Source organism: Streptomyces sp. NPDC021096, from assembly GCF_040641275.1.
In the GTDB taxonomy this organism is placed as follows: Bacteria; Actinomycetota; Actinomycetes; order Streptomycetales; family Streptomycetaceae; genus Streptomyces.
This window is the reverse complement of sequence record NZ_JBFADG010000006.1, coordinates 36,766-49,652: the sequence shown is the minus strand read 5'-3', so window position 1 is coordinate 49,652 and position 12,887 is coordinate 36,766. Positions and strand designations below refer to the sequence as shown.

Annotated in this window: 8 protein-coding genes; 6 read left to right on the top strand and 2 right to left on the bottom strand. The window is 69.6% G+C overall.

Translation table 11 applies throughout. The features are described from left to right. Window position 1: 1 nt before the first annotated feature. Complete coding sequence (locus tag AB0G59_RS11950; protein ID WP_360910568.1) at window positions 2–1,228, bottom strand: FAD-dependent oxidoreductase; 1,227 nt, start codon at window positions 1,226–1,228, stop codon at window positions 2–4. 609 nt (window positions 1,229–1,837) lie between these two features. On the opposite strand from AB0G59_RS11950, the gene AB0G59_RS11945 reads away from it, so the two are divergent. The 6 genes from AB0G59_RS11945 (at window position 1,838) to AB0G59_RS11920 (ending at window position 11,152) form a co-directional block, all read left to right on the top strand. Then, window positions 1,838–3,421 carry an AbfB domain-containing protein gene (locus AB0G59_RS11945; protein ID WP_360910566.1) on the top strand — a complete coding sequence of 528 codons (1,584 nt, stop codon included), beginning with the start codon at window positions 1,838–1,840 and terminating at the stop codon, window positions 3,419–3,421. A 46-nt stretch (window positions 3,422–3,467) separates the two neighbouring features. Further along, window positions 3,468–4,010, top strand: a complete 543-nt coding sequence (locus AB0G59_RS11940) for an RICIN domain-containing protein (protein WP_360910564.1) — start codon at window positions 3,468–3,470, stop codon at window positions 4,008–4,010. A 118-nt stretch (window positions 4,011–4,128) separates the two neighbouring features. Continuing rightward, the gene (locus tag AB0G59_RS11935) at window positions 4,129–4,758 is read left to right on the top strand and encodes an RICIN domain-containing protein (protein WP_360910562.1); all 630 of its coding nucleotides are present in this window, start codon (window positions 4,129–4,131) and stop codon (window positions 4,756–4,758) included. A gap of 99 nt (window positions 4,759–4,857) precedes the next feature. Continuing rightward, a complete protein-coding gene (locus AB0G59_RS11930; protein WP_360910560.1) occupies window positions 4,858–5,961 on the top strand; it encodes an ALF repeat-containing protein in 1,104 nt (367 codons plus the stop codon). Between the two features lie 188 nt (window positions 5,962–6,149). After that, entirely contained in the window at window positions 6,150–10,487 is a 4,338-nt protein-coding gene (locus AB0G59_RS11925) for a polymorphic toxin-type HINT domain-containing protein (protein WP_360910558.1), read from the top strand. Window positions 10,488–10,516: 29 nt separating this feature from the next. After that, the gene (locus AB0G59_RS11920; RefSeq protein ID WP_360910556.1) at window positions 10,517–11,152 is read left to right on the top strand and encodes a hypothetical protein; all 636 of its coding nucleotides are present in this window, start codon (window positions 10,517–10,519) and stop codon (window positions 11,150–11,152) included. A gap of 114 nt (window positions 11,153–11,266) precedes the next feature. Here the strand turns inward: AB0G59_RS11920 and AB0G59_RS11915 are convergent, their stop codons facing one another. Continuing rightward, on the bottom strand, window positions 11,267–12,796 hold the full coding sequence (locus AB0G59_RS11915; RefSeq protein WP_360910554.1) for a UDP-N-acetylglucosamine 1-carboxyvinyltransferase: 1,530 nt from the start codon (window positions 12,794–12,796) through the stop codon (window positions 11,267–11,269). Between the last annotated feature and the right edge of the window lie 91 nt (window positions 12,797–12,887).

Here is a 12,887-nt window from a genome sequence, read left to right as displayed (position 1 = left end):
CTCATGCCCGGGCGAAGGCGGGCGCCCGCTCGGGGCGTATCCCGACCCCGCCGAGGTATCCGGTCAGCGTGGGCAGCAGCGGCACCGTCCGCAGCAGCCGGAAGGGCAGCGGAAGCCGGCCGGGATCGAGGGTACCCGCGAGGGCGGGGCGCAACAGGGCGTCGTGCTCGCCGCGTTGCGACGCCTGGATGAACGCCGTCGGCAGTTCCCGCCGCTTCTGCACCCGCGCGAGGTCGCGAGTGCGGACCGTGCCGCGCTGCAACGGCGCGGCGAGGACGCGGGCCGCCGCCACGGCGTCCTGCACCGCGAGGTTGACCCCGACGCCACCGGTCGGCGACATGGTGTGGGCCGAGTCCCCTATGCACAGCAGCCCTTGGCGGTACCAGCGCGGCAGCCTGCCCATCGTCACCTCCAGCAGCTTCACGTCGTCCCAGGAACCGATCGCTTCCGTCACCTCGGGCCCCCAGTCGAAGAGTTCACCGATCCGGTCGCGGAACCACCCGATGCCCTTCGCCCGCAGCTCCGCGTCCGCCCCCTTCCTGATCAGGTAGGAGACCTGGTAGTACGTGCCCCTGTCCAGGGTGACCGCGAGCTGCCGCCCCAGGGCGCGCATGAAGACGCGGCCGTCCTTGGAGGCGTCGCCGGGCGGGGTCGGCACCCGGACGTTCCACACGTCCATCGGGACGTCGAAGGAGTCGGGCGTCAATCCCGCCGCCTCGCGGACCAGCGAGTCGCGGCCGTCGCACGCGACCGTGAGGTCCGCGGCGATCTCACCCGCCGTACCGTCCTCGGCCACGTACCGCACACCGGTCACCCTGCCCCCTTCGGTCCGCAGCCCGGTGACCGCGGTGCGCATGCGCAGGGTGAAGGAGGGCTCCTCCGCGGCGGCGGTCGCCAGGAGGTCGAGGAAGTCCCACTGCGGGACCATGGCGATGTACTTGTGCCGGCCGGGGATGCGGCGCAGGTCGGACAGGGGCACGACCACGTCGCCGATGTACATCCGCATCCGGTCCAGCCGACGGACCGGCAGCCGTGCGAAGCGTTCCCCGAGCCCGAGTTCGTCGAGCAGCCGCAGCGTCGAGGGATGCACGGTGTCCCCGCGGAAGTCCCGCAGGAAGTCCTTGTGCTTCTCCAGCACGGTCACCTCGATGCCGGCCCTGGCGAGCAACAGCCCCAGCATCATCCCCGCCGGGCCACCACCCACCACACAGCACGTCGTACGTTCCACCGCTTCCGCTCCCCTCGGTCGGTTGGCTGACCGTGCGGTGAGTTGTCTGACCGCTCGGTCAGTCGCAGTGTAGGCATGGGGTCGGGCTGCGGCAATGGGTGGGTTGGGGTGGGTGAACGGCTCGCGCGAACATAGGGAGTGATGGAGCGTCAGGCTCGGCTCGTGCTGGTTACTCTCGGTATAGACGGCAAGCGCAGTCCACCGCCCGGCAGTTCTGCGTTCCGAGGAGCATGTGCCGGAGATTGCCCCGGTGTTCGGGTCTGACGTCAGGAGTGCGGCCAGGTTGTGGCGGATCTGATTGAATGCCGGCCATTTCCAGTGCGGTGGAAGTGCCGCCGAACCGGGTTCTCGTAATCGGTGCGGAGTGGCGCGGTGTGACGGCCCGTCCGGGCTCGTTCTGCCTGCGTAGGTGGGGGTCGGACGGTGCGGCCGACGCCGTGAAAGCCGGTAGCAAACCGGTGCTCGGGTGAAAAGACGAGCTGAATGTAGATCATATCTCACTCGTCCGGTTTGACTCCTATCCGGTGAATCTTCAAGACTTCGCCTTCGACCACCCCGCACACATCGGGAACTGCGTGCGGGGACGCAAGAGGGGTAACCGAAAACAGAATGAAGAAGAGTCAGGCCAACTCCGTGCGCATGCGGAGAGTCATCACGCGCGGAATCGTGGCCACCACCGCGCTGGCCGCGGTCGCCGGCGTCGCCGCACCGGGCACCGCCGTCGCCAAGCCGTCGGACGCGGTCGCCGCGGCAGCCGGCATCGGGACCAGTGACACGCAGCGTGTCGACGCGGCGGCCGTGGTCCGGCTCGACCCGAGCCCGGAGGTGCTCCTCCTCAGCGATCGCGACTTCCTCCACGCGCTGTGGCAGAAGGCCCGGGACGCGGGCCCGACCCTGGAGTCGGTGCGCCTGGCCGCCGAGGAGGCCATGGTCAGCGGCTCCGCCGACGACCACGTCCGGTTCATCGCCACCGGCATCCACCAGGCGTACGAGCTCGACAAGCAGCGGGAGAAGGACCGGGCCGACGCCGAGCGAGCCGCCCGCCTCGCCAAGTCCCAGGCGCTGATCGCGGTGGGGATCCCGAGCAGCCCGGACCTGCTGGGCCTCAGTGACGACAACTTCGTCCGTGCCGTCATGAAGCACGAGGCTTCCGGCCGGGAGGTCAAGGACGCCGCCGCACGCGCGCTGGCCGGGGACGCCGCCGCCTGGCGGGAGTTCATCACCAACGGGGCCCGCGAGGCCCACAATCGGGACGTGGCGAACGACCTCATCGAGCTGGAGAAGAAGAACCGCGAGGAGGCCGAGCGCCGCAAGGAGCTGGCCGCCCGCAAGAACGCCGCGGCGCTGTTCGGCATCTCGCCCTCCGAGGCCACCCTCGCCCTCAGCGACGACAACTTCATCCGCGAGCTGCTGCGCGCCACCACCGGTGACGCCCAGAACACCGAGCTCTACGCCGCGGGCCAGAAGGCGGTGCTCAGCTCGGACGCGGCGCAGTGGAAGCAGTTCATCCACACCGGCGCCGAGCAGGCCTACAAGCGCGACGACGAGGCCCGCCGCAGGAAGATCGCGGATGCCAACCGGCGTCACGCCCAGGAGATCCAGGCCGCGGCCGAGAAGACGGGGATGAACCCCTACCTGGTGGCCACGGCGAAGAAGGCGCTGGCCGGCAGCGACGAGGACGTCGTGAACTTCCTCAAGGACGAGAGTCAGTACCGCGCGAAGCGTCAGTCCCTCACGCCCAGCGGCGGCAAGCAGGCCGGCTGGTACATCCGCCAGTCCAGCGTGGACGGCGGGGAGGCCTTCGTCGCCCCCGTCACCGCCAAGAGCAAGCCGGCCGACCGTGAGGACGCCACCTGGGTCGTCGTGGACTCGCTGACCAAGCAGCAGCCCGGCTGCTACTCCTTCGAGTCGGTCCGCAAGCCCGGCTACTACCTGACGCAGAAGGACCTCCGGGTGCGGATGTCCGCGAATGACGCCAGTGCGCAGTTCGCCAAGGACGCCACCTGGTGCGCCCGCAAGGGCCTGACCGGTTCCGGGACGTCCTTCGAGTCGGCGGGCCAGCCCGGTCGCTGGCTGCGCCACTTCTGGGGCGACCTCTACGCGGCCGACAAGAGCGGCAAGACCCGCCAGGACACCGCCGAGAACTTCGCCCAGGACGCCACCTGGAAGCTCGACGTCCCCCTCGCGCGCTGACCGCCCGCCGCCGAGCCCCACACCTCAAGAAGAACGGAACACCCCGATGTCTCGGATCATCCGAGCCACGCTGGCCGTCGGCGCCAGTGTCGCCGCGCTGGCAGGCAGCGTCACCACCGCCCACGCGGACGAGAGCACGCCCCGGACGTCCGCCGTGCAGCTGCAGGTCGAGCACAGCGGCCAGTGCCTCACCATCGCGAACGGCAGCCTCCGCAACGGCGCCGGCGCCGTGCAGTCGAAGTGCGCCGATGACACGGACAACCAGCTCTTCGAGCTGGCCTCCGCCGGCTCGGCCACCTTCGAGCTGCAGGCCAAGCACAGCGGCAAGTGCCTCGAAGTGGACAACGCCGACACCAAGGCCGGGGCGAACGCCCAGCAGTGGTGGTGCGTCGGCAAGCCCCAGCAGCGCTGGAAGCTGGTGATGGTCGACGTCGCCAAGGAGCTGTACGAGATCCGTCCCACGCACACCCCCGAGCGCTGCCTGGACATCAGCGACTCCAGCGCCAAGGACGGCGCGACCGCCCAGCAGTGGTACTGCAACGGCACCACCGCCCAGCGCTGGCGCATCCTGCCGACCAAGGCCGCCTGACGCTCCCGGACGCCGCTGAGCCGATCGCCGCGTAGCGACCGGCTCGGCGCCCGCATGCGCGAAAACCGTGCCCGCTTCACCGGGCACCCCTGACTTTCGAGAAGAAACGGATCACACGATGTCTCGGATCGTCCGAGCCACACTGGCCATCGGGGCCAGCCTCGCCGTACTGGCGGGCGGCGCGACCGCCGCGTACGCGGACGGTGACGGCTCCTCCGCCGACTCCGCTGCCCGCGCCGCAGCCGACGCCGCCGATGCCGCCGCCAAGGCCCGCGCCGCCGCCCTCGAGGCCAACGCCCGCACCAAGATGCCGGAAACGGTCGTCACGCTCCAGGCCGCGCACAGCGGCAAGTGCCTGGACATCGACGGCGGCAAGGCCGACAACGCCGTGCGCGCCCAGCAGTGGAACTGCAACGGCAGCGACGCCCAGAAGTGGCGTGCGGTCCCCGTCGCGGATTCCTCCTTCGAGCTGCGGAACGTGGCCAGCGGCAAGTGCCTCGAGGTCGAGAACAGCGGCATCAAGGCCGGTGCCTCCGTCCAGCAGTGGTCGTGCGTCAACGCCAAGAACATGCGCTGGCAGATCGTCCTCGTCGATCCCGTCAAGAAGCTCCACCAGCTGCGTCCCACGCACACCGAGGACCGCTGCCTGGACATCGCCGACGCCAAGGACAACAACGGCACGAAGGCGCAGCAGTGGTACTGCAACCAGAGCGACGCCCAGCTGTGGCAGATCCAGCCGGTCAAGTGACCTGAACGTCGTCGAAGGACAGCGCCGTGAAGCACGGCGCTGTCCTTCTGCGAGTGGGACCACTGCAGTGAAGTTCTAGATTTTTTGAGGGGGCCTGAAGTGAATCGTCAGTGGTGGGTCGCGCAGGCGTTGACGGTCAGCATGCTGGCCGGTGGAGGCGCGCTCGTGGCGGGGGCCCCGGCCTTCGCCGACGCTCCGGCTCCGGCAGCCGTCTCGGCCGACCAGCCGGCCGATCAGGCCGCGCTCGCGAAGGCCGCGGCGGCCGAGGAAGCCCGTAACTGGGTGCTCAAGATGGCGAAGTCGCGGCTGCCTGCCGAGGTGCGCACCTCGGCGTGGAACGCCCTGCGCAGTTCCCGCGGGGACGAGGCGATCGCCGAGTGGATGGCACCCGGTGGCGGCTATGACGCCGCCAAGCAGCGGACCCGCGACGTCCGGACCCGGAACAGGGCCTTCTGCGAGCGCACGGTGGCCACGCACACCAAGGAGTTCTCTCCCGAGGTGCGGGCCGCGGCCGAGCGCGCGCTGAAGGGTACGGACGCCGATCGTGCGGCGTTCGTGAAGACCGGGTACGCCGAGGCGCAGAAGCGCGACCGGGTCGTCCGTGAGGCCGACGCGCAGCACAAGCGGGAAGTCGCCGCCAAGGACCGGGACTTCGTGCGTGCGATCGCGGAGCACGACCCGGGCGAGCAGGTACGGGTGGCGGCGCAGTGGGCGTTGCGCCCAGGTGCCGTCGACGCGGACGTCGTGGAGTTCTACGGCTACGGCTGGGTGACCGGCGGAACGCTGGACCTGGAGAGCTACCGCATGCGCGTCGCGGACGCGGAGACGCTGCGGCACCACACCCTGTCCCTCCTGATCAAGCAGGCCGTGGCGGCCGAGGAGGCCGTGAAGGGCGCGGCCGACGCCGCGAAGGCCCGGGCCGAGGCCGAGCGTGCCTGGAAGGCGGTGTCCGAGCACTCCGCCGCCGCGCAGAAGGCGTGGGAGGCCGAACAGGCCGCCACCACTGCCCAGATGGAGAACTGGCAGAACATCGCCAAGGCCGCCAAGGAGTCCTCGGACGAGCTGTGGAAGAACATCGCCCAGCCGGCCGAGGCCAACCAGGACACCTGGGCCCAGGAGCAGGCCGAGTCGCTCAAGTCGGCGGAGTACTGGAAGGCCATGTTCGACCAGGCCCAAAACGGCGAGAGCCGCGTCAAGGGCTGATCGACCTCGTACGTTTCGGCCGGCCCGCCTGACCTGCGGGCCGGCCGATTGCGAGCACCCTGCCCGGTCAACAGGGGGCAGGGGCATTTTTCTGTTCGATTTCAATGGGGGTTCTTCCCGTGATGGGTAGATTCCGGCCGAGGGCCGGACGGCTACGTGGTGACGTAGCCGGAGTAATGAGAACGGTCGTGTCCACGGCGGTGGCCGTGGCGATCCTGGGTGGTTCGACCGGGGAGGCCACCGCCGCGACCGCGACGCGCGCCGAGGCGGCGTCGAAGGCGCAGGCGCTGGCCGCGCTGGACCGTCTGGCCGCCTCGCTGCCGAAGCCGGCCCCCGCCGCGCCGGCGGCCGCTCCGCGGACCGAGCTGGACAAGATCAGCGCGGAGCGCGACCGGCAACTCGTACAGGACTACGCGGAGTTCGACGACGAGGAGGAAGTCCGCGAGGCCGCCAAGAAGGCCCTGGAGAGCAGCGACCCGAACGCGATCCGGGACTTCCTGGAGAAGGGCGAGGCCGAGGCCCGCAAGCGTGCCGCTGAGAAGCGGGACGGCACCGACGTCAAGAATCGCCAGCAGATCGAGGCGATGCGCGGCAAGGGCGGTGCGTTCTTCAACGCCGAGGTCGAGCGTGTCCTGAAGGGCACGGCCAAGGACCGGGCCGACTTCCTCGCCTTCGGTGCCGAGATCGCCAAGCAGCGGGACAACAAGGACAAGGAAAACGCCGAGAAGCGCGCCGCGGAGCTCCGCAAGCGCGTGGAGATGCTGGCGGCTTCCGGCGGCCCCGAGGTGAAGAAGGCCGCTCAGGCGGCGCTGGACACCAACGACAACGCCAAGATCGAGGAATTCCTCGAAAAGGGCTACCAGGTCGCCGCGCAGAAGGACGCCGACGCCCGGGCCGCCCACGAGAAGGCCCAGAAGGAAGCGCAGGAGGCCGCGGAGAAGCTGCGGCAGCTGGCCGAGAAGGCCGCCCGCGCCGCCGAAGCCCGTACGAAGCTGATCGCCGCGCACGGCGACGCGGTCAAGGCGCTCAAGAACGCCGCCAACGCGATGACGTCCGCTGCGGCCTCCTCCCGCGAGGCCGACCGGATGCTCGCGGCCGACCGGGCAGGCAAGGGCCTGTCCGACTACGGCAACGTCAAGGCCGAGGTCGCCCGCCAGGTCGAGAACGCCACGGTCGCGGCCAGGCAGGCCAAGGTCGCGGCGGCCCAGGCCAAGGTCCAGGCCGATGTGCTGGTCGAGACCGGCCTGACCTACGGCACCCAGTGGTCCGAGGTCGCCTCCGGCATCGCCGCGGCGGCGGAGGCGGCGGTCAAGGCCGGCGAGACCGCGCAGCACGCGGTCGACGCCACCGAGGCCGACGCCAAGGGTCTGAACGCCAAGAACCAGGCCGAGCTGCACGAGCAGCAGGCCAAGCAGTGGCGCGCCAACGCCGAAGAGCACGCCAAGGCCGCCGCGAAGCTGGCCGAGGCCGCCGACAAGCAGGCCAAGATCGCCGCGGACGCGGCCGGCCGAGCCAAGGCGGCGCGCGTCGCGGCCGAGCAGGCGGAGAAGGAGGCCTGGGAGCACGCCCGCAAGACCCGCGAGGCCCGCATCGAGGCCCAGCGCCAGGCGGCGATAGCCGCGGAGCAGCGCAAGATCGCCGAGCGCGAGCGCGACCTCGCCGCGGCGGCCCGTGCCCGGGCCGAGCGCGAGCGCGACATCGCCGCGGCGGCGCGTGCGCGTGCGGAGGCCGAGGCCCGCACGGCGTCGGCGGCGCGTGCGGAGGCGCTGGCGGCTGCGGCTACGGCGGCTGCGGCGCGCGAGAGTGCCGCGGAGAAGGAAGGCCGCGCGGCCAAGGCGGACGAGCACGCTCGCGGTGAGGAGAGCAAGGCCCGCACCGCCAGGAACCAGTCGCTCGAGGCTGAGAAGCACTACCAGGACGAGCTGGCGCGGGCCAAGGCCACCGAGGCGTTCGCCGCCGCGGTCGACGGTTCCGCGTACGCTGCCGCGGCCAAGGCTGCGGCGATTTCGGCGCGGGCGGACGCCAACACCGCCGGCACGGCAGCCGGCGAGGCCCGTAGTGCCGCCGACACCGCCAGTGGCGCTGCGGTAGGTGCGCGTTCCGCGGCCACCGAGGCCGCGGGCGCGGCCGCTCGTGCACGGGCAGCGGCGGCCGAGGCCACCGCGCATGCCGCACGTGCGAATGCCGCCGCCAACAAGGCGGAGGCTGCGGCTGCCGCCGCCAACGCCGCTGCGAACAAGGCCGAAGCCGAGGCCGCGGCCACCCACGCCGCAGCCCTGCGCGCCAACGCCAAGGCCGCTGAGGCCACGGCTCAGGAAGCGCGCGCGGGCATCGCCGCCCACGAGGCCGCGCGTCTGGCCGGACTGGCCGCAGCCGAGGCCAACCAGGCCGTGCAGGCGGCCAACCGCACCAAGGAAGAGGCCGAAGGCGCGGTCCGGGAAGCCGCCATGGCCAGGCTGCAGGCCGGCATCGCGGTCCAGGCGTCCGCGGCGGCCCGTAACACTGCGGCCGGCATCGCCGACCCCGCCAACACCGCCATCGACATGACCGCCCCCTTCTCGGGCAAGGACGTCGACGCGGACTTCGCCGCGGCGGTGGCCACCGCCGCACAGGAGATGGGCGAGGAGCAGGTCGCCTCCGCCGAGGCCAAGGCGAACGAGGCGGTCAAGGCCGCCGACGCCGCCGAGGAGGCCGCCAAGCGCGCCAACGCCCAGGTCGCCCCGGCCTTCAAGGCCGCCGCCGACGCGGCACGTTCCTCCGCGAACGCCGCACGCTCGACCGCCGCAGCCATGAAGTCCGCAGCCGAAGCCGCAGCGGACGGCGCCAAGGCCCGGGCCGCGGCAGCCCGCGCCAACGAGGCCGACGCCCAGGCCCAGGCCGACGCCAAGCTCGCCCGCCAGGCCGCCAACCAGGCCTACGCGGACGCGGCAGCAGCCCGCCAGGCCGCCAACCAGGCCGAAGCCGAAGCAGCCCGCGCCCGCGGCGCCGCCTCGGAGGCGGAGGGCCACGCGGCCGCCGCCAGCAGCGCCGCCGACCTCGCCGAGAGCGAGGCCAGCGTCGCCCAGGGCGCCGCAGCCCAGGCGGAGAAGGACGCCACCGCGGCCAAGAGCCTGGCCGAATCCGCCGAATCACACGCCAAGTCGGCGGAGAAGGCGGCCGAGAAGGCCATGGACTACGCCAAGGAGGCCGACGCGGCGGCCGCGAGGGCCGAGAAGTACCAGCGCGACCAGGAGGCCAAGGCCCGGCAGGAGGCTGCCAAGTCCGGTAAGGACGGTGGCCCGGAGCTGACCGATGAGGAGAAGGAGGCACTCGCCCAGGACGGCGAGATGACGCCTGATGAGCTTGCAGAGGCTCAGAAGTTCGCAGACAAGGACATCCTCGACTACCTGAAGGAAAACGGCCTCGAGCTCCTTATCGAACTCGCCTTTGAAGACATCAAGAAGTGCGTCGACACTCTCGACATCCCGACCTGCATCTGGGCGGTAGTCCAGAACCTGGGCCCGGGGAAGGCGCTCAAGCTCGCCGATAAGCTCCCGGCGATCTGGAAGGCCATTCGGGGCATCGACAAGTTCCTCGACAAGGTTTCCGAGGCCAAGGCGAAGGTCAAAAAGGCTCAGGAAACCTTGGCGAGGCTCTGGAAGGCCATGGACTGCCCCAGGAAGCACAGCTTCCTGCCCGGCACTCCGGTTCTGCTCGCCGATGGAACGCGCCGGCCTATCGAGGACATCCGTATCGGGGACCGAGTGGTCGCCACCGACCCGGAGCGTGGGCAGACCGACGCACGGCCGGTGACGAACCTCTTCACCACCGAGGACGACAAGGACTTCACCCGAGTCACCGTCGCCACCTCCCAGGGGCCCGCCACCATCACGGCGACCGCCAACCACCCGTTCTGGGCAACGGACCGCAAGCAGTGGGTCGACGCAGGTGAACTGCGGGCGGGCAACGTACTGCGCACTCCGGCGGGCTCGGGCCTCGCTGTGACCGCGGTCGTCAACTACCACAAGCGCCAGCGCACTCATGACCTCACGGTCGGTGACTTCCACACCTACTACGTCGGTGTGGGAACGGCGGACGCTCTCGTCCACAACTGCGGCGACCTGGAAGCCGCACAGCGTCGCTTCGGGGCTGACTTTGCGCACACACTCAAGGACCACGTAAACATCAGCCCGGAGGACATGCTGAAAAAGGCGAGGGATCCCAGAAACAAGGCCGGCAAAGCCACGAAATGGGTTGACGCGAAGACTGCACAGGAGGCGGTCGATAAAGTTCTTGAGAAGTACGCAGGACGCATTAATGATGAGGTCAGAAAAGCAGGGCAAACGCATCGCAACGGTGGGAAGCAGATCACGCTTCCCGACATGAAGTTCGGTGACGGCTCGCTGGGAACTTATGTCACAAAGGACGAGAAGACGGGGAACGCCGGAAACATGGTCAGGGTGATCATTATGACTGCCAAATATGATCCGGCGGGTAAGAAGGTTCCAGGTGGCTTCTACGTCTACACGGCCTACCCGGTAGGCTAGGGAGAGGCCGAGACGGTAAGGGAGATTCAGTGGAATTCGACTTCGGGCTGACAGAGCTGGGTAGAATATTCCATATGGACTGGTGGCTCAGCGCCGAAACTCCTGAGGAATTGGTGCGTCGCTGGGCCGATCCGCTCGGGGAAAACGAATACGGCCTGGAGGAGTTGCGGCTCCTGCGCGAGGATGTGCAACTGCTCCTCGCGTCACCGCTCTCGGATGACGAGATCCATGCATTGTGGATGGCGGCGGCGAACTTCTATCCGGAATCTCCGGTGGAGGGGGAAGCTGCCCCACGGGGTCGTGCATGGCTGGCGGAGATCGACCGCGAGCTGCAGCCGCACCTTCAGGGGTTCGCGTACGAGCCCTCTGGAGTGGCAACAGCGAACGAGTCCACTCTGGCTGTGCTCGTAGCTCTCGCCGAGCGCCTGACACCGAGGGCCGAGTTCCCTCTGGAGCCCTCGTCTGCTCGGGACGTGGCCGCGGCAGTGGAACGCTGTGCAAGGGAAGCGAGTGCCGCACTCGCCTTCCGATTCCTCTTGTGCGCTTACGTGGCCTACAACAGCCCTGTATCGTCTGAAGCCTGGTCTTCTTTCGAAGAACTCAACCAGTCGTTCGGGTACGGAAAGTTCATACTCGAAATGATCGAGGGCTACCGGGAAAACTAACTCCTAGGAGCAGCCGATGCCCCGCCGGATATCTCCGGCGGGGCATCGCGACGTTTCGGCGCCATGTCCACGAGGCGACGGCCCATAGATGGTCAGGGCGTCCCTGTGGCGCCCTCAGATATCCCGGAACGTCTCGATCTGCGCCCCCACCGAGTTCAGCCGCTCCGCCAGGTCCTCGTACCCCCGGTTGATGACGTACACGTTGCGCAGCACCGACGTGCCCTCCGCCGCCATCATCGCCAGCAGTACGACCACCGCCGGTCGCAGTGCCGGCGGGCACATCATCTCGGCCGAGCGCCAGCGGGTCGGGCCCTCGACCAGGACGCGGTGCGGGTCGAGGAGCTTGACGTCGGCGCCGAGGCGGTTGAGGTCGGTGAGGTAGATGGCGCGGTTGTCGTAGACCCAGTCGTGGATGAGGGTCTGGCCCTGGGCGAAGGCCGCGATCGCCGCGAAGAACGGGACGTTGTCGATGTTCAGGCCCGGGAACGGCATCGGGTGGATCTTGTCGATCGGCGCCCGCAGCTTCGAGGGGCGCACCGTCAGGTCGAGCAGCCGGGTGCGGCCGTTGTCCGCGCGGTACTCGGCGCTGCGCTCGTGGTCGAGGCCCATCTCCTCCAGGACGGCGAGCTCGATCTCCATGAACTCCACCGGCACCCGGCGGATCGTCAGCTCCGACTCCGTCACCACCGCGGCGGCCAGCAGGCTCATGGCCTCCACCGGGTCCTCGGACGGCGCGTAGTCCACGTCCCGGTCGATGGTGGCCACGCCGTGCACGGTCAGCGTGGTGGTGCCGACGCCCTCGACCCGTACGCCGAGCTCTTCCAGGAAGAAGCAGAGGTCCTGGACCATGTAGTTGGAGCTGGCGTTGCGGATGACGGTCACGCCGGCGTGGCGGGCGGCGGCCAGCAGGGCGTTCTCGGTGACCGTGTCGCCGCGCTCGGTCAGCACGATCGCCCGGGTGGGTGCGACCGAACGGTTGACCTGGGCGTGGTACGTGCCGTCGGTGGCCGTGATCTCCAGGCCGAAGTGGCGCAGGGCCGTCATGTGCGGCTGGACCGTACGGGTGCCGAGGTCGCAGCCGCCGGCGTACGGGATCTTGAAGTGGTCCATGCGGTGCAGCAGCGGGCCCAGGAACATGATGACGCTGCGGGTGCGGCGGGCGGCCTCGGTGTCCATCGCGGCCAGGTCGAGCTCGGCGGGCGGGACGATCTCCAGGTCGTTGCCGTCGTTGATCCAGCGGTGCCGGACGCCGATGCTGGCGAGGACCTCGAGGATGCGGTAGACCTCCTCGATCCGCGCGACGCGACGCAGCGTCGTGCGGCCGGCGTTGAGCAGCGTGGCGCACAGCAGCGCCACACACGCGTTCTTGCTGGTCTTGACGTCGATGGAGCCCGAGAGGCGGCGGCCGCCGACGACGCGCAGATGCATCGGACCGGCGTAGCCGAGGGAGACGATCTCGCTGTCGAGCGCCTCGCCGATGCGGGCGATCATATCAAGACTGATGTTCTGATTTCCCCGCTCGATGCGGTTGACCGCGCTCTGACTCGTGCCGAGCGCGTCCGCGAGCTGGGACTGAGTCCAGCCGCGGTGCTGCCGGGCGTCACGGATGAGCTTGCCGATGCGGCCGAGGTAGGCGTCTGTCATGGGACAGACGGTATCTCAGATATGAGATTAACGCCCCTCGCGCCATGCATCCCCACTTCTTCTACTACTATGCGAACAACTTGGAGGTGTC